This is a genomic window from Pseudomonas sp. TE12234 (assembly GCF_054061835.1).
Map to the genome: position 1 here is coordinate 66,851 of NZ_JBSSEP010000021.1, position 15,295 is coordinate 82,145.

Here is a 15,295-nt window from a genome sequence, read left to right on the forward strand (position 1 = left end):
TGCTCGCGATGGGGCCGGTACTGACGGCACAAATCCTGACTAAACGCTCAACCGCAACCGCGCCAGATCCCGTAACGGCGGCGCGCCGAACAAACGGCTGTACTCGCGACTGAACTGCGAAGGGCTTTCATACCCGACGCGGTAACCTGCGGCCGAAGCTTCCAGCCCTTCGGCCAGCATCAAGCGTCGCGCTTCCTGCAATCGCAGTTGCTTCTGATACTGCAACGGGCTCATCGCCGTCATCGCCTTGAAACGATGATGCAGCGTCGAAACGCTCAGATTCACTTCCTTCGCCAGATCATCGATGCGCAGCGGCTGTTCATAATTGCTGTTGAGCCATTTGATCGCCTGGCTGATGCGGTGGCTCTGACTGTTGGCGATGGCAATTTCGTATAGCCGGTGGCCCTGTTTGCTGCGCAGCAACCGATAGAGAATTTCCCGGCGAATCAGTGGCGCGAGCATGGCGATGTCTTTCGGTGTGTCGAGCAACCGCGCCAGGCGCAGCACCGCATCGAGCATCGCGCTGTCGAGCCGTTCGACATACAGGCCGCGCCCGGTCGGTCGTGTGGGCACGCCAAGCGGACCTGCGTCGGCGATCAACGCGGTGATTTCCGTCGGGTCGATGTCCAGCCGCACGGCCAGTATCGGTTCTTCGGCCGAGACGTTCACCACCCGGCCACTCAGAGGCATCGAGACAGAGACCACCAGGTAGTTGAGCGGATCGTAATTGAAGTACTCGTCGGCCAGCCGAACTTCCTTGCGCCCCTGAGCCATGATGCACAGCGCCGGTTGCGCCAGCACCGGGGCGAAGTCGTGGTTTTGACTATGACGCGACATGAACAGCGAATCGACAGCGGTGGCATAACTGCCATCTTCGGCGGTGTTGCGACGAATGATCGCCGCCAGTTCCGCGCGCTGTTTCTCCATGTCGGCGTCCAGCGGGGCTTGAAAGTGATCGAGCGACGACATGCGAGGCATCCTCGGCAAGGTTGGGTTTGACGGGCAGAGCATAAGTTTGTGCAAGCGACAGCGGTAGACACATCCTGCCTGATGCTTGCCTGATTCTGCATGGGTGTTGCTTACTGCCCCGACAAGACCTGACAGGCGCGGGGAAACTTGCTTGAAACTCGTGGGGCAGAACCGTGACAGGGTTTTGCCGATTGTTACAGAGAATCCCTGCACGCTCGCAGGATTGTGCAACGCCCCGGCAGAAATCGACTAACGAGCCACGCGCCCCAACCCTTAACCTTTGATCCTGTCGCAGCCCGTCCCCTGGCTGCCACGCGACTCCCCGGGAGGGTTGAACATGTCAAAGCAGATCCCCGTCAGTCATATGGCCTTCGTTCGAGCGCGCGCCGGGCGTTCGCAGGAGCTGGGTGTGCGCCTGAGCGCATTGATCGAGCCGTCTCGCGCCGCGCCAGGCTGCCTGAACTTTGCCTTGCAGCATTCGCAATGCGATCCGCAGCTGTGGCTGGTGTCCGGTTTCTGGAGCAATCAACAGGCCATGACCGCGTACTTCAACACGCCGGCGATGGAGATTTTTGCGGAGCTGGTGCAGGAACTGGTGGTCGACAGCCTGGATTTCCATACCTTCAAGGATGTGTCGGCGGAACAGGCCCTCGGTCAGTCCGGCGCAGCAGTACACAAACTGGCCGGTTGAGGGTTTAATGACGACATTCTCAACCCGCCAGGATTCGTGACATGGCAAGAAAAGCCTTTGAACACTTCGAAGCTGTTTCCGCTGTAGTACCGGGTGAGGGCGGCTACCACGCCGCAATCGCCGTCAAAGCGCTGGGAGGGGCCGGCGCCCCGCGTTTTCACAAGGTGCTCGAAGGCCAGACCTTCAAGACCGCCCATGAGGCCGACGAAGCGGCCGCCAGGGAGCTGACTCGCCTCAAGGACGTCAAGGAAAACACCGACCTGCTCTGGTGATCACTTCACTGTCCCTGGGCGGTACATCTTGAACAGCGCCTCAGGCCCCAGCTGGAAATAATCCGCCGGCCCGCCGCCGCGCAGAATCGGTTCTGCCGCGGCGGTGTCGTAGACCCCGTCCTTCAACAGCCATTTGGCGATATGCACGGCGACCACTTCGCCCAGAATCAGCCAGCTCGGCACGACATTCCCATCCGCTCGCTGCAGCTGAATGATCTGCGTGACCTTGCACTCGAAGGACACCGGGCTTTCGGCGACTCGCGGCACCTGAATGACTTTCGACGCGACGGGCGTCAGCCCCGACAGTTCGAACTCGTCGACCTCTGGCCCGACCATGGCGCAGCTTTGGTTCATCTGTTCGGCCAATGGCCGGGTGGCCAGGTTCCAGGCGAATTCGCCGGTCTGCTCGATGTTGTTCAGGCTGTCTTTGCGTCCGATGCTGGAAAAACCAATGATCGGCGGAATGTAGTTGAAGGCATTGAAGAAGCTGTAGGGCGCCAGGTTCAAACGGCCCTCGGCATCCTGTGAAGAGATCCAGCCGATAGGGCGCGGGCCGACGATGGCGTTGAACGGATCGTGGGGCAGGCCGTGGCCGTTGGCGGGTTCGTAAAAGTGGATGTCGTCGGGCATGGGGCAGACCTGGGTTTTTCGAGAGAGGGTCATATTGCTGGCGACGATTGCTAATTTCCAGTCAATCGCGAGAGATGGGGTCTAGGGCCCTGTGGGAGATTCTATGTTTGGGGGGAACACCCAAGCATGGAATTTGGCTCTTAATCGCTTTGGTTTTTCACGCAATGCCCAACAAAAAAGGGGCAGACCCCCGACGGTCTGCCCCTTTTGATTGTGATGTGGCTGGACTTAGTCCGTGACGATCCGCGAATGCTTGCGGGTGTCTTTCATGGTGATGTACACCAGCAGCGACACGGCGATGCAGGCGGTGACGTACCAGTAGTAACCGGTTTCCATGCCGATGCTCTTGAACCACAACGCGATGTATTCAGCGGTGCCGCCGAAGATCGACACGGTCAGTGCGTAGGGCAGACCAACACCCAGTGCGCGGATTTCGGTCGGGAACAGTTCGGCTTTGACCACCGCATTGATCGAGGTGTAGCCGCTGACAATGATCAGCGCCGCCATGATCAGGAAGAACGCGCCCCACCACGTGGTGATGGTGTGCAAGGTGGTGAGGATCGGTACGGTGAACAGCGTGCCCAGGATGCCGAAGGCAATCAGGATCGGCCGACGACCGATTTTATCCGACAGGCCACCGATGACCGGTTGCAGGCACATGAACAGGAACAGTGTGGCGGCGGAAATGGTGGTGGAGTCGGAAATGCTCATGCCGACGGTATTCACCAGATATTTCTGCATGTACGTGGTGTAGGTGTAGAACGCCAGGGTGCCGCCCATGGTCAGGCCGACCACGGTCATCAGTTCCTTCGGATGACGCAGCAAGGTGCGCATCGCGCTTTCCTTGGCTTTTTCCTTCTTGGTGAACGATTCGGTTTCTTCCATGCCGCGACGCAGGTACAGCGCGACGACGGCACACAGTGCGCCGATGGCGAACGGAATGCGCCAGCCCCAGGCATAAAGCTCCTCGGTGGTCAGCAGTTGTTGCAATACGATCAATACGGCCAGGGCGATGAGCTGGCCGGAAATCAGGGTCACGTACTGGAAGCTGGAGTAGAAGCCACGACGTTCCTTGGTTGCCATTTCGCTGAGGTAAGTGGCGGAGGTACCGTATTCGCCACCGACCGACAGGCCCTGCAGCAAGCGGGCGAACACCAGCAGGATCGGCGCGCCGATACCGATGATTTCATAGCCTGGGCTCAGGGCGATCAGCAGCGAGCCAAAACACATCAGGTACACCGAGGCCATCAGGGCCTTTTTGCGCCCGACCTTGTCGGCATACAGGCCCATCAGCCAGCCACCGATCGGGCGCATCAGGAAGCCCACGGCAAAGATTGCGGCGGTGTTCAGCAGTTGTGCAGTGGTGTCGCCTTTCGGGAAAAAGGTCTTGGCAAAGTACAACGAGAAAGCGGCGTAGACGTACCAGTCATACCACTCGACCATATTGCCGACGGAACCGCTGAAGATCGATTTGATGCGGCTGGAGGTGGTGCGTTCTCTTGTCGGCGCGGCGGCCGACCCACGGGGCAGGGTATTGGAGTTATCCATTGAAGGATCCTTCGTCTAATTATTTTTTGTGGAGCGCGCGTTAACGCAGCCTGCGGGGGCTATAGCAGGAGGTGTGCCAAGGGGAAGAGGGCCGGTTTAGAAGGGTTGGAGCAATCTGATGAGCGGAAATCCGCTCATGAAAAATTGTGCGTGAGCGAAAAATTGCTCATGGGGCCATCAAAGGCGCTGGAGCATTCAGTTTTCTTGCAGGAACATCTCTCGGCTCAAGCCATGGCGCTGCATCTTTTCGTTGAACGTGCGGCGTGGCAGTTGCAGCTCTTCAAGCACGGCCTTGACGTCACCCTTGTGTCGCGTCAGCGCTGCGCGCAGGCACTGGGCCTCAAAGGCTTCCTGCTGCGCCGCCAGTGACTGCCCGGGGTCGATGCCTGCCGGAACAGGCTCGCCAAGTCCCAGTACCTGACGCTCGGCGACATTCGCCAGTTCGCGCACATTGCCCGGCCAGTCGTGGCTCAACAGGTGGCTCAACTGCGGCCCGCTCAGCGGCGGCAGGGTACGTCCCAGGCGCTCGGCGGCATGGCGGGCGAACGATTCGTACAACAACGGAATGTCTTCGCGGCGGTCGCGCAGCGGTGGCAGGCGCAGTTCGGCGACGTTCAGGCGATAAGCCAGATCCTCACGGAAACGTCCGGCCCGTGCTTCGTCGAGCAGGTCCGGCTTGGTCGCGGCAATGATCCGCAAGTCCACGCGGATACTCTGATTCGAGCCCAGGCGTTCCAGTTTCTGCTCCTGCAACACCCGCAGCAGCTTTACCTGCTGTGCCAGGGGCATGCTTTCGATCTCATCGAGAAACAGCGTGCCGCCATCGGCGTATTCGAGTTTGCCGATGCGTTTGCCCTGGGCGCCGGTAAACGCACCGCTTTCGTGGCCGAACAGTTCGGCTTCAAACAGCTGCTCGGGGATGGCCGCGCAATTCAATGCCACAAAAGGTTTGTCCGCACGCGGGCCGAAATCGTGCAGGCAACGGGCGACCAGCTCCTTGCCGCTGCCGGTTTCGCCGCGGATCAGTACGTTGACTGGCAGTGACGCCAGTTCCAGTACCTGCCGGCGCAAGGTTTGCAAGCCACGGGACACGCCCAACAGCGTGGCATCAAGTTTGGCGCGGTTGTCCGCCTGTTCGTGCAGGGCGCGGTTTTCCAGGACCAGCCGGCGCTTGTCCAGTGCCCGGCGCAAACTGCCAAGCAGGGCTTCGGGGCTGAAGGGTTTTTCCAGAAAGTCGTAGGCGCCGTCGCGCATCGCATCGACGGCCATGGGCACGTCGCCATGGCCGGTCAGGAGGATCACCGGCAGCTCGGCATCGCGCTGCTGCACTTCGGCCAACAGGTCCAGGCCGCTCATGCCGGGCATGCGTACATCGCTGAGAATCACCCCGGCAAAATGTTTCGGTAACTTCGCCAGGCACTCGTCAGCCCGGCTGAACAACTGCACGTCGAAACCCGACAGGCTCAGCCATTGTTCGACGGCGCTGCGAATGCTGCTTTCGTCGTCGACCACCATCACGGAATTCAGCATGAGCCATGGGCCTCCAGGTCGATGGGCAGGGTCAGGGAGAACACCGCGCCTTTGTCGCGATTACCGGCAGTCAGGCGCCCGCCCGATTCGTGAACGATTGCAAAGGATACTGCCAACCCGATGCCCAGTCCGTCGCCGACCGGTTTGGTGGTGAAGAACGGGTCGAACACTTTGGCCAGGTTCTCTTCGGCGATGCCGCCACCGTTGTCGATGACGCTCAGGCGCCACAATTGTTCATCGGCCTCGAGACGGATTTCCAGGCGCTTGCAGGGTTTATCCTGCATCGCGTCCAGCGCGTTGCGCAGCAGGTTGATCAGCACCTGTTCCAGGCGAATCGCATCACCCCGTACCCAGGCCGGGCGGGTCAGGTGCAGCACGGTGCTGACCTGTTCATCGCGCAATCGGGTATCGAGCAGCTCCAGGGACTGATCCACCACCGCCGCCAGATCGAGGCGTTCGCGCAAGCCGCTGGGGCTTTTGCGGGCGAAAGTTTTCAGGTGGCCGGTGAGGGCGGCCATGCGGGTCAGCATCTCGTCCACGGGTTTGAGTGCCTTGTAGGCGTCGTCCACGCGGCCGTGGTCGAGCAGCAACCTCAGCGTGGCAAGCTGCATGCGCTGAGCAGTCAAAGGCTGGTTGATCTCATGGGCAAGGGCGGCGGACATCTGCCCGAGGGCGGCGAGTTTGGCCGATTGCACCAGGCCTTCCTGGGCGGTGCGCAGGTCGCGGGTACGTTCTTCTACCAGCTGTTCAAGCTCTTCGCGGCTGCGCTGACGCATTTTCGCCAGCCGCCAGCGCTGATTGAGGAACAGCAGCAGAAATACCAGGGTCAGCCACAGGCCGGCAGCGGCGAGGGCGGCGTTGCGACTGTCTTCGAACGCCACCTGCGGGCGACGCAGCAGGTGCAGGGTCCAGCCTTCGGCAGTCAGCGGCAGGGACTCCCATAGGTAATCTGCCTTGCCGTCCGGGCCATCGACCCGCGCCAGCTCGCTGTTTTCGTCGAAGCGGCGCAGCGATTGATAATCAAGCGGTGTCAGTGGCTGCTTGTCGTATTGGCGGGTGGCCTTGAGTTCGGCGTGATCGCTGTCGTTCAGCGGCTTCAATTGGCGATAACGCCAGCCCGGCTGGTTGGCGATAAAAATGATCCCGCGCGCATCGCTGACCAATAGCGTGTCGCTGCCCTGACGCCACTCCCGTTCCAGCTCGGGAAACTCCAGTTTGACCACCATGGCCCCGAAAAACTGCCCGTCGTCATCGGTGACGGCGCTGGACAGGAAGTAACCCGGTATACCACTGGTCACGCCCACGGCGTAAAAACGCCCGGTGCCCTGGGTGCGGGTCTGACTGAAGTAAGGGCGGAAGCCGTAGTTGTGCCCGACGTAGCTGCTGGGCAGGCGCCAGTTACTCGCCGCCACGGCCAGGCCGTTGCGATCGAGCAGTTCCAGGGTCGAGGACTCGGCGGCGCCGTTGATTTTTTCCAGCTTGCGGTTCAGCATGTCCTGTTGCTCGGGGCTTACCGGGCCATTGAGTGCTTCGCGTAATTGCGGGTCCAGCGCCAGCACCGAGGGCAGGGCACGGTAACGTTCGATCAGGGTATGCAGTGACGTAGCGTACAGCGCCAATTGTTGATTGGCCCGGGCGGCGTCTTCGACCATGGACTGGCGCAGGGTGTGACGCGTGGCCAGGGTGGCGGCGATGACCGCACCGGCGATGATCACCAAGGTGTAGATCGTCAGACGCAAGGGGCGGGATAACTCGAGCATGCTGGGTATTACACACAGGTACAGAGGGGGCGCACCATAACATGAGCCGCTTGACCCTTGTAGGAGCGAGCCTGCTCGCGATGGACGTCAACGATAACGCGGGGCACCCGACAGACCGTGCCGTCCATGGGTCCATCGCGAGCAGGCTCGCTCCTACAGGGGCACGCGTCTGGCAATAAAAAAGGCGACAGGGCTAGCCCTGTCGCCTTTTCGGTGGTCAGTCGAAAGGCTTACTGCACTTCCACCGCCAGGCTGTCACTGATCTTTTTCTGCCAGATGGCAGGACCGGTGATGTGTACCGACTCGCCGTTGCTGTCGACTGCAACAGTGACCGGCATGTCTTTCACGTCGAACTCGTAGATTGCTTCCATGCCCAGTTCGGCGAAAGCCACCACGCGGGATTTCTTGATGGCTTGCGCCACCAGGTAAGCCGCGCCACCGACAGCCATCAAGTAGACGGCCTTGTGGTCCTTGATCGCGTCGATGGCGGTCGGGCCACGCTCGGATTTACCGATCATGCCCAGCAGGCCGGTTTGCTCGAGGATCTGACGGGTGAACTTGTCCATCCGCGTGGCGGTGGTCGGGCCAGCCGGGCCAACCACTTCTTCGCGGACCGGATCGACCGGGCCGACGTAATAGATGAAGCGGCCCTTGAGGTCTACCGGCAGGGTTTCACCCTTGTTCAGCATCTCGACCATGCGCTTGTGCGCGGCGTCGCGACCGGTGAGCATCTTGCCGTTGAGCAGGATGGTTTCGCCCGGCTTCCAGCTCTGCACTTCTTCCGGGGTCAGGGTGTCGAGGTTGACGCGACGAGCCGACGGACCCGCTTCCCAGACGATTTCCGGGTAGGCGTCCAGCGGTGGCGCTTCCAGGGATGCCGGGCCGGAACCGTCGAGCACGAAGTGTGCGTGGCGGGTGGCGGCGCAGTTCGGGATCATGCACACCGGCAACGAAGCGGCGTGAGTCGGGTAATCCATGATCTTCACGTCGAGCACGGTGGTCAGGCCGCCCAGGCCTTGTGCGCCGATACCCAACTGGTTGACCTTCTCGAACAGCTCCAGACGCATTTCTTCGATGCGGTTCTGTGGGCCGCGGGCCTTCAGTTCGTGGATGTCGATGGATTCCATCAACACTTCCTTGGCCATCACCGCGGCTTTCTCGGCGGTGCCGCCGATGCCGATGCCGAGCATGCCCGGTGGGCACCAGCCGGCGCCCATGGTCGGAACGGTCTTCAGCACCCAGTCGACGATCGAGTCGGACGGGTTGAGCATGGCCATTTTCGATTTGTTCTCGGAACCGCCGCCCTTGGCCGCCACGTCCACTTCCACGGTGTTACCCGGAACGATGGAGTAGTGGATAACGGCCGGGGTGTTGTCCTTGGTGTTCTTGCGAGCGCCTGCCGGGTCGGCAAGGATCGAGGCACGCAGGACGTTTTCCGGCAGGTTGTAGGCGCGACGAACGCCTTCGTTGATCATGTCGTCCAGGCCCATGGTGGCGCCATCCCAACGTACGTCCATGCCCACACGGACAAACACGGTCACGATGCCGGTGTCCTGGCAGATCGGACGGTGGCCGGTGGCGCACATGCGCGAGTTGATCAGGATTTGAGCGATGGAGTCACGGGCGGCCGGCGATTCTTCACGCAGGTAGGCCTCGTGCATCGCCTGGATGAAATCCACGGGGTGGTAGTAGGAAATGAACTGCAGGGCGTCGGCAACGCTCTGAATCAGGTCGTCTTGCTTGATCACGGTCATGAGTCGCGCTCCTCTAAAAGACGGGAACATTCAATAAGGTGCTTGCAGCTTGGGTGCATCGGTCGGTTGCAAGCACCTTTCAAGGCACGCCGGGCATGCTGGCGCGACGCTAAAAAGGCGCGGCAGTATAACGCGCCTCGGTTCTGTAAACACCCGCCGGCAATCAATCGTTGGTCGCATAAGTACGCATAATCCCTGCAGGAACTGACTTGCCAGCGAAAGCGGCAGGTCTGGCAACAACGGTGTAGCCTGCGAGAACGCCTTCGCTGGCAAGTCAGTTCCTGCACAGCAGATGCCGATAAGGTTGAATCGGTTATTCGTCCCTGAAAATTGAATGGTCATTTATCGGCCATGCCACTAAAGTGACATACGGTCTGTAGAGTAGGACGCTCTGTCAGTCTCCTTTCATTCGGTGAGTCAACGATTGACCCATAACGCCATCCAGCGACTGTTGCTCAAACGTTTCGCCCTTGCGGCCGGCACCTATGGCCTGGCATTGGTATTGCTGTGGCTGGCGTTTTTCACCGGGCATTACGAGGAGTCGTTGTCGGACGTCGCCATTGGCAGCGCACTGGTGGTCATCAGCCAGGCGACGCTGTTTGCGCTGTTCTATTCGGGCTTGAACCTGCGTTTTGCCGACCCCAGCCTGACCGAAGCCCAAGTGTTGCTGGGGCTGGGGTGGCAGACCTGGCTGATCGCGCATCTGGGGGATGCCCGTGGGGCGTTTCTGGTCTTTTATGTACTGATTCTGCTGTTTGGGCTGTTCCATCTGTCCCGTCGCTCATTTGTGCGTTGTGCCGTGCTGGTTTTTCTCAGTTTCAGCGCGATCACGCTGTGGGAGGGTTACCACTTCCAGTTGCCTGACCCGGCATTGGCGGCGTTGCAGGTGTGCGTGCTGTTGATTGTGCTGGTGTGGCTGGTGCTCTATGCCGGTTATGTGCAGGCCTCGCGACACCGCATGCGTCAGCGGCGATTTGCCTTGCAGGCGCACCAGGACACGTTGCGCGGGATGATGCGCCAGCTCGAGGATCTGGTGGCCACCGATGAGTTGACCGGGTTGTTCAATCGCCGGCATTTCCTGCGCCTGGCGTCCCGCGAGCTGAACGCCATGGAGGTGGGTGTCGTGCATGGCCTGGCGTTGATCGACCTCGACCATTTCAAACGTATCAACGATCTGCACGGCCATGCCGCAGGCGACCAGGTGTTGCAAGCCTTTGCCGGCGTGGCCTCGGCCTGTCTTCGCGACGGTGACGTGCTGGCCCGCTACGGCGGCGAGGAGTTTGTGGTGCTGCTGCCCGATTGCAATGCCGAGCGCTTGACCTCGTGCTGCGAACGGCTGCGCATCGCGTTCACGGATGTCGAATTGATTGGGTTGAATGTGCGCAACCTCAGCTTGTCTGCCGGCATGACCCTGCTGGAACTCGGCGATGATCTCGACGATGCCTTGCAGCGCGCCGACCAGGCGCTTTATCGCGCCAAGCGTGACGGCCGCAACCGTTGTGCGGCGGCCTGGGAAAACGTCGATGCCTGAGTTACGTGTTGGCGACCGTCAATGGTCGGTGGCGGCGGGCAGTAATCTGCTGGATGCCCTGAATCAGAACGGCGTGTCGGTGCCCTACAGCTGTCGTGCCGGCAGCTGCCATGCCTGCCTGGTCCAGTGTGTACAAGGCCTGCCGAGCGACAGCCGGCCCGATGCCTTGAGCGCGGAGCAGCGTCAGCAAGGCTGGCGTCTGGCGTGTCAGTGCCAGGTGGTCGAGGACCTGCAGGTGCACACCTTCGACCCGCAGCGGGATGGCCAGCCGGCCGAGGTCGCCGCCGTCGATTGGCTGAGTGCCAGCGTGCTGCGCTTGCGCCTGACCCCCCAGCGGCCATTGCGCTACAGCGCCGGCCAGCATCTGGTGTTGTGGGCGGGCAATGTGGCGCGGCCTTACTCCCTCGCCAGCCTGCCGCAGGATGATCGTTTTCTGGAGTTTCACCTCGATTGTCGACAGCCGGGGCAATTCAGCGATGCGGCGCGTCAACTGAAGATCGGCGATGGGATCCGTCTTGGTGAGTTGCGTGGCGGGGCCTTGCATTACGACCCGGACTGGCATGAGCGGCCCCTGTGGCTAATGGCTTCCGGCACCGGGTTGGGACCTTTGTTCGGGGTGTTGCGTGAAGCGTTGCGCCAGGATCACCAGGGTGCGATACGTGTCATTCACCTGGCCCATGATGCCAACGAGCATTATCTGGCCAAACCCCTGCAAGCCCTGGCGGCGAACCGGCCGAACCTGAATATCGAGCTATGGACCGCGGCCGAGTTGCCAGCGGCTTTGGCGCAACTGCGGCTTGTTTCCCGGCAAACCCTCGCCTTACTCTGCGGGGCTCCCGACAGCGTCGACGCCTTTGCCCGGCGCCTGTACCTGGCGGGATTGCCGCGCAATCAACTGCTGGCCGACGTCTTCCTGCCCCGTGGTTGAGCGCTGATCTTTCAGATGCGAGACCTGCCATGACCAATGCCATCCAGATTGAACGCGAACGCGGCCTGCTGACCCTGCGGCTCAATCGCCCCGACAAGAAAAACGCCCTGACTCGTGCCATGTACAGCCATTTGGCCGAAGCGCTGAAACTGGCCGACAACGATCCTGAAATCAATGCCGTACTGATCACGGGTTCCAGTGAATGCTTCACCGCTGGCAACGACATTGCCGACTTCATCCAGCAACCGCCGAGCAACCTCGACAGCCCGGTGTTCCAGTTCATGCTCAACCTGCTTGAATGCCGCAAACCGGTGATCGCTGCCGTGGCGGGCGCGGCGGTGGGCATTGGCACGACGATGTTGCTGCATTGTGATCTGGTGTACGTCAGCCGCGACGCGCGCTTGCGCATGCCGTTCGTCAATCTCGGGTTGTGCCCGGAATTCGGTTCCAGCCTGATCCTGCCGCGCTTGCTCGGGCAGGCCAGGGCGGCGGAGTTGCTGTTGCTGGGTGAAGGATTCAATGGTGAGCAAGCCGCCGCATGGGGCATTGCGTCCGAAGCCTTGGGCAGTGGCGAAGAGGCCTTGGCCAAAGCACGGGAAATGGCGCTGCGCTTCGAGTCGCTGCCGCCGGAAGCGGTGCGCACCAGCAAGCAATTGATGAGAGCGCCGGATCGGGAGCAGTTGCGCAAGGTCATAGAAGAAGAGGGTGTATTGTTCACCCAGCGGCTGCGTTCGCCGGAGGCATTGGCGGCGTTGGCGGGGTTTATCAACAGGCATTGATTTTTCGGTGTCTGGGCGGGCCCCTTCGCGGGCAAGCCCGCTCCCACAGTGGTATGTGGCGTTCACAAAACCTGTGGGAGCGGGCTTGCCCGCGATGAGGCCGGATCAAGCCACGCATCTACTGGATCAGAAAATAAAAAGCCCCGCCATTCACATGGCGGGGCTTTTGTTTTTCAGCGTTCGGTCACTCAGACCATCGGGTCGCCAACGTGCAGGATTTTCATGCCGTTGGTGCCGCCGGTGGTGTGGTAGCTGTCGCCCTTGGTCAGGATTACCCAGTCGCCTTTCTCCACGACGCCGCGCTTGACCAGCTCGTCGATTGCCTTCTGGCTGACTTCGTTCGGTGCCAGCGAAGCCGGGTCGAACGGAATGGTGTACACGCCACGGAACAGCGCCGCGCGGGCCTGGGCTTCGCGGTGTGGGGTGAACGCGTAGATCGGCACCGAGGAACGGATGCGCGACATGATCAGCGGGGTGTAACCGCTTTCGGTCAGGGCGATGATCGCTTTCACGCCCGGGAAGTGGTTGGCGGTGTACATGGTCGCCAGGGCAATGCTCTCGTCGCAGCGGGTGAATTCCTTGCCGATGCGGTGGCTGGAGGTCTTGCTGGTCGGGTGCTTTTCGGCGCCGACACAGATGCGGGCCATGGCCTGCACGGCTTCCAGCGGGTACAGACCGGCGGCGCTTTCCGCGGACAGCATCACGGCGTCGGTGTAGTCGAGCACGGCGTTGGCTACGTCGGACACTTCGGCGCGGGTCGGCATCGGGTTCTGGATCATCGACTCCATCATCTGGGTCGCGACGATCACGGCCTTGTTGTGGCGGCGTGCGTGCAGAATGATTTTCTTCTGGATGCCCACCAGCTCGGCGTCGCCGATTTCCACGCCCAGGTCACCACGGGCCACCATCACGGCGTCGGATGCCTTGATCAGGCCATCGAGGGTTTCGTCGTCGGCCACGGCTTCGGCACGTTCGATCTTCGCCACCAGCCAGGCGGTACCGCCGGCTTCGTCGCGCAGTTGACGGGCGTACTCCATGTCGGCGGCGTCACGCGGGAACGACACGGCGAGGTAGTCGACCTGCATTTCGGCGGCGAGCTTGATGTCTGCCTTGTCTTTTTCGGTCAGGGCCGGAGCGGTCAGGCCACCACCGCGACGGTTGATGCCTTTGTGATCCGACAGTGGGCCGCCGATGGTCACGGTGCAGTTCAGTTCGGTGGCGGTGGCGGTATCGACACGCATTACCACGCGGCCGTCGTCGAGCAGCAGCTCGTCGCCCACGCCGCAGTCCTTGACCAGATCCGGGTAGTCGATACCGACCACTTGCTGGTTGCCTTCGGTCAGCGGATGGCTGGTGGAGAAGGTGAATTGATCACCGATCTTCAGCTCGATACGTTTGTTGGCGAATTTGGCAATACGGATTTTCGGGCCTTGCAGGTCACCCAGCAGGGCGACGAAGCGACCGTGCTTGGCAGCGAGGTCACGCACCAGCTGCGCGCGAGCCTTGTGCTCGTCGGGGGTGCCGTGGGAGAAGTTCAGGCGGGCGACGTCCAGGCCAGCCAGAATCAGCTGTTCGAGAACTTCCGGCGAGTTACTGGCCGGGCCAAGGGTGGCAACGATTTTGGTACGACGGACGGACATGCAAAGACTCCTGAGTTCAAGCGCTGAGTGAGGCTACTATGGTCCGAAGTTGTAGTCATTGTTCGTATGCACTACTTATTGCTTTCTTTATTGAACACCACAACTTTGCATCCCGGCCGCCTGAAGATTTCCGACCATGGGTCGATACAGCGTTCAAGACAGGAGATTTCCCCATGCGTTTCGTACTCGTTGCTGCCCTTGCCATCAGCGCTTTTAGCGTCACCGGTTGCACCCGTTGGGCGATGAATCATCATTTGAACAATGCCTACAGTGCCTATGACCGGGGCAATTGCGAGCAGGTGATGCTTGAGTTGTCCAAGGTCGAGCGCGACAGCCGCGCGCGCCCTTATGTGTGGCCGGAAGTCTCGATGATGCGCGGGCAGTGCCTGGAGCGGCAGATGATGTTTATCGATGCAGCCCAGACGTACCAGTTCATCATCGCTTCGTATCCGCAGAGCGAATACGCCTACCGTGCCCGCGCACGTCTGGAAACCTTGCAGAGCCTGGGCCACTACCCGACTCGCAGTGCCGCAACGGTACGCCCGACGCAGTTCTGATGTCAGTGGTCATCTGGTGGCTGGCCGTCCGGCGGCGGTGAGCTATAGTCGAATGGATCGGTTTTAGAGTCTTGTCTCTAAACCGAGGTAACACCTGTGATCGGCAGAAGTAAGCGGCAGCGGTTTTCGAGGACTGCGGCACCGGGATCGGGGAGAGCGTGCCAGTGCCCATCCGTGCAGCAGCAGGCAAGCACGTTCCGAAGCATTAGTGCGGTCCTGCTTAAGGGCCTTGCGTAGTGAATTCAGCATGTTCACCGACCGCCGGATCGAGCGGCATCAGTTGCCGTATTTTCTCAGAGTGTTCAACAGCATCACCGACAAGCCCATCGGATTCCTGGGTAACTTGTCCGAGGACGGGCTGATGCTCATCAGCCAGTTGCCCATGATGATCGGCGCGGATTTCGATTTGCGCCTGAAAATCCCCGCCATCGACGGATGCCAACAGGTCATCGACCTGCGGGCGTGCTGCCTGTGGTGCCACGAAGACGCAACCCCTCAGCACTATGACGCCGGGTTCAGCCTGCAACGGCCGCCGCCGGAGTATGGGCAGTTGGTAGAGGCATTGAGGCAGTACTTCAGTTTTCAGACGTTGCCGGCTTCGGCGTGAGCGACAGAAACTAACGCACGCCAACCAGGCAACGCTGCCTGAATAACAAGATTGCTGGCCGGGGCGGGATGTGAACGCCTAGACTTTGCCGATCTTCAG

Annotated in this window: 14 protein-coding genes; 7 read left to right on the forward strand and 7 right to left on the reverse strand. The window is 60.9% G+C overall.

Annotated elements, in window-relative coordinates; translation table 11 throughout:
• Positions 1–39: 39 nt before the first annotated feature.
• Complete coding sequence (locus tag ACVWYU_RS25975) at positions 40–969, reverse strand: AraC family transcriptional regulator (RefSeq protein WP_247257359.1); 930 nt, start codon at positions 967–969, stop codon at positions 40–42.
• Between the two features lie 337 nt (positions 970–1,306).
• Between ACVWYU_RS25975 and ACVWYU_RS25980 the strand changes: the two genes are divergently transcribed.
• Together ACVWYU_RS25980 and ACVWYU_RS25985 are read left to right on the forward strand one after the other, a co-directional pair.
• On the forward strand, positions 1,307–1,660 hold the full coding sequence (locus tag ACVWYU_RS25980) for a putative quinol monooxygenase (RefSeq protein WP_247257358.1): 354 nt from the start codon (positions 1,307–1,309) through the stop codon (positions 1,658–1,660).
• A 41-nt stretch (positions 1,661–1,701) separates the two neighbouring features.
• Positions 1,702–1,932 (forward strand): hypothetical protein, encoded by a 231-nt coding sequence (locus tag ACVWYU_RS25985; RefSeq protein ID WP_090324824.1) that lies wholly within the window; start codon positions 1,702–1,704, stop codon positions 1,930–1,932.
• On the opposite strand, the gene ACVWYU_RS25990 is transcribed toward ACVWYU_RS25985, so the two are convergent.
• From ACVWYU_RS25990 to ACVWYU_RS26010, 5 genes are all read right to left on the reverse strand, one after another.
• On the reverse strand, positions 1,933–2,562 hold the full coding sequence (locus tag ACVWYU_RS25990) for a flavin reductase family protein (RefSeq protein ID WP_457374051.1): 630 nt from the start codon (positions 2,560–2,562) through the stop codon (positions 1,933–1,935). It lies immediately after the preceding gene.
• Positions 2,563–2,790: 228 nt separating this feature from the next.
• Positions 2,791–4,110 carry an MFS transporter gene (locus ACVWYU_RS25995; RefSeq protein ID WP_090324821.1) on the reverse strand — a complete coding sequence of 440 codons (1,320 nt, stop codon included), beginning with the start codon at positions 4,108–4,110 and terminating at the stop codon, positions 2,791–2,793.
• A 195-nt stretch (positions 4,111–4,305) separates the two neighbouring features.
• Positions 4,306–5,640 (reverse strand): sigma-54-dependent transcriptional regulator, encoded by a 1,335-nt coding sequence (locus tag ACVWYU_RS26000; protein WP_390957151.1) that lies wholly within the window; start codon positions 5,638–5,640, stop codon positions 4,306–4,308.
• A complete protein-coding gene (locus ACVWYU_RS26005) occupies positions 5,634–7,400 on the reverse strand; it encodes an ATP-binding protein (protein WP_457374052.1) in 1,767 nt (588 codons plus the stop codon). Before ACVWYU_RS26005 ends, ACVWYU_RS26000 begins: the two co-directional genes overlap by 7 nt.
• Before the next feature lie 230 nt (positions 7,401–7,630).
• On the reverse strand, positions 7,631–9,154 hold the full coding sequence (locus ACVWYU_RS26010) for a fumarate hydratase (protein WP_090324817.1): 1,524 nt from the start codon (positions 9,152–9,154) through the stop codon (positions 7,631–7,633).
• A 424-nt stretch (positions 9,155–9,578) separates the two neighbouring features.
• Here ACVWYU_RS26010 and ACVWYU_RS26015 point away from each other — a divergent pair, with 424 nt between their 5' ends.
• Genes ACVWYU_RS26015 through ACVWYU_RS26025 form a run of 3 tightly spaced genes read left to right on the forward strand, consistent with a single transcriptional unit; the run spans position 9,579 to position 12,392 of the window.
• Positions 9,579–10,685 carry a GGDEF domain-containing protein gene (locus tag ACVWYU_RS26015; RefSeq protein WP_090324815.1) on the forward strand — a complete coding sequence of 369 codons (1,107 nt, stop codon included), beginning with the start codon at positions 9,579–9,581 and terminating at the stop codon, positions 10,683–10,685.
• Positions 10,678–11,613 (forward strand): iron-sulfur-binding ferredoxin reductase, encoded by a 936-nt coding sequence (locus ACVWYU_RS26020; protein ID WP_457374053.1) that lies wholly within the window; start codon positions 10,678–10,680, stop codon positions 11,611–11,613. The genes ACVWYU_RS26015 and ACVWYU_RS26020 overlap by 8 nt, the downstream gene beginning before the upstream one ends.
• 29 nt (positions 11,614–11,642) lie before the next feature.
• Positions 11,643–12,392, forward strand: coding sequence for an enoyl-CoA hydratase-related protein (locus ACVWYU_RS26025; protein WP_457374054.1), 750 nt, complete (start codon positions 11,643–11,645; stop codon positions 12,390–12,392).
• Between the two features lie 188 nt (positions 12,393–12,580).
• Here the strand turns inward: ACVWYU_RS26025 and pyk are convergent, their stop codons facing one another.
• Entirely contained in the window at positions 12,581–14,032 is a 1,452-nt protein-coding gene (gene pyk / locus ACVWYU_RS26030; protein WP_090324811.1) for a pyruvate kinase, read from the reverse strand.
• 173 nt (positions 14,033–14,205) lie between these two features.
• Between pyk and ACVWYU_RS26035 the strand changes: the two genes are divergently transcribed.
• Both ACVWYU_RS26035 and ACVWYU_RS26040 read left to right on the forward strand, forming a co-directional pair.
• Positions 14,206–14,589: a tetratricopeptide repeat protein gene (locus ACVWYU_RS26035; RefSeq protein WP_090324809.1), complete on the forward strand. Its 384-nt coding sequence runs from the start codon at positions 14,206–14,208 to the stop codon at positions 14,587–14,589.
• Between the two features lie 247 nt (positions 14,590–14,836).
• Positions 14,837–15,196, forward strand: a complete 360-nt coding sequence (locus ACVWYU_RS26040; protein ID WP_457374055.1) for a PilZ domain-containing protein — start codon at positions 14,837–14,839, stop codon at positions 15,194–15,196.
• Positions 15,197–15,295: the final 99 nt, after the last annotated feature.

Excerpts from the sequence above, each read along its gene's own strand:
- ACVWYU_RS25990 (WP_457374051.1), bottom strand. The coding sequence starts at position 2,562 with ATGCCCGACGACATCCACTTTTACGAACCCGCCAACGGCCACGGCCTG.
- ACVWYU_RS25985 (WP_090324824.1), top strand. The coding sequence starts at position 1,702 with ATGGCAAGAAAAGCCTTTGAACACTTCGAAGCTGTTTCCGCTGTAGTA.
- ACVWYU_RS26005 (WP_457374052.1), bottom strand. The coding sequence starts at position 7,400 with ATGCTCGAGTTATCCCGCCCCTTGCGTCTGACGATCTACACCTTGGTG.
- ACVWYU_RS26035 (WP_090324809.1), top strand. The coding sequence starts at position 14,206 with ATGCGTTTCGTACTCGTTGCTGCCCTTGCCATCAGCGCTTTTAGCGTC.
- ACVWYU_RS26020 (WP_457374053.1), top strand. The coding sequence starts at position 10,678 with ATGCCTGAGTTACGTGTTGGCGACCGTCAATGGTCGGTGGCGGCGGGC.
- ACVWYU_RS25975 (WP_247257359.1), bottom strand. The coding sequence starts at position 969 with ATGTCGTCGCTCGATCACTTTCAAGCCCCGCTGGACGCCGACATGGAG.
- ACVWYU_RS26010 (WP_090324817.1), bottom strand. The coding sequence starts at position 9,154 with ATGACCGTGATCAAGCAAGACGACCTGATTCAGAGCGTTGCCGACGCC.
- ACVWYU_RS26025 (WP_457374054.1), top strand. The coding sequence starts at position 11,643 with ATGACCAATGCCATCCAGATTGAACGCGAACGCGGCCTGCTGACCCTG.
- ACVWYU_RS25980 (WP_247257358.1), top strand. The coding sequence starts at position 1,307 with ATGTCAAAGCAGATCCCCGTCAGTCATATGGCCTTCGTTCGAGCGCGC.
- ACVWYU_RS26040 (WP_457374055.1), top strand. The coding sequence starts at position 14,837 with ATGTTCACCGACCGCCGGATCGAGCGGCATCAGTTGCCGTATTTTCTC.
- pyk (WP_090324811.1), bottom strand. The coding sequence starts at position 14,032 with ATGTCCGTCCGTCGTACCAAAATCGTTGCCACCCTTGGCCCGGCCAGT.
- ACVWYU_RS25995 (WP_090324821.1), bottom strand. The coding sequence starts at position 4,110 with ATGGATAACTCCAATACCCTGCCCCGTGGGTCGGCCGCCGCGCCGACA.
- ACVWYU_RS26000 (WP_390957151.1), bottom strand. The coding sequence starts at position 5,640 with ATGCTGAATTCCGTGATGGTGGTCGACGACGAAAGCAGCATTCGCAGC.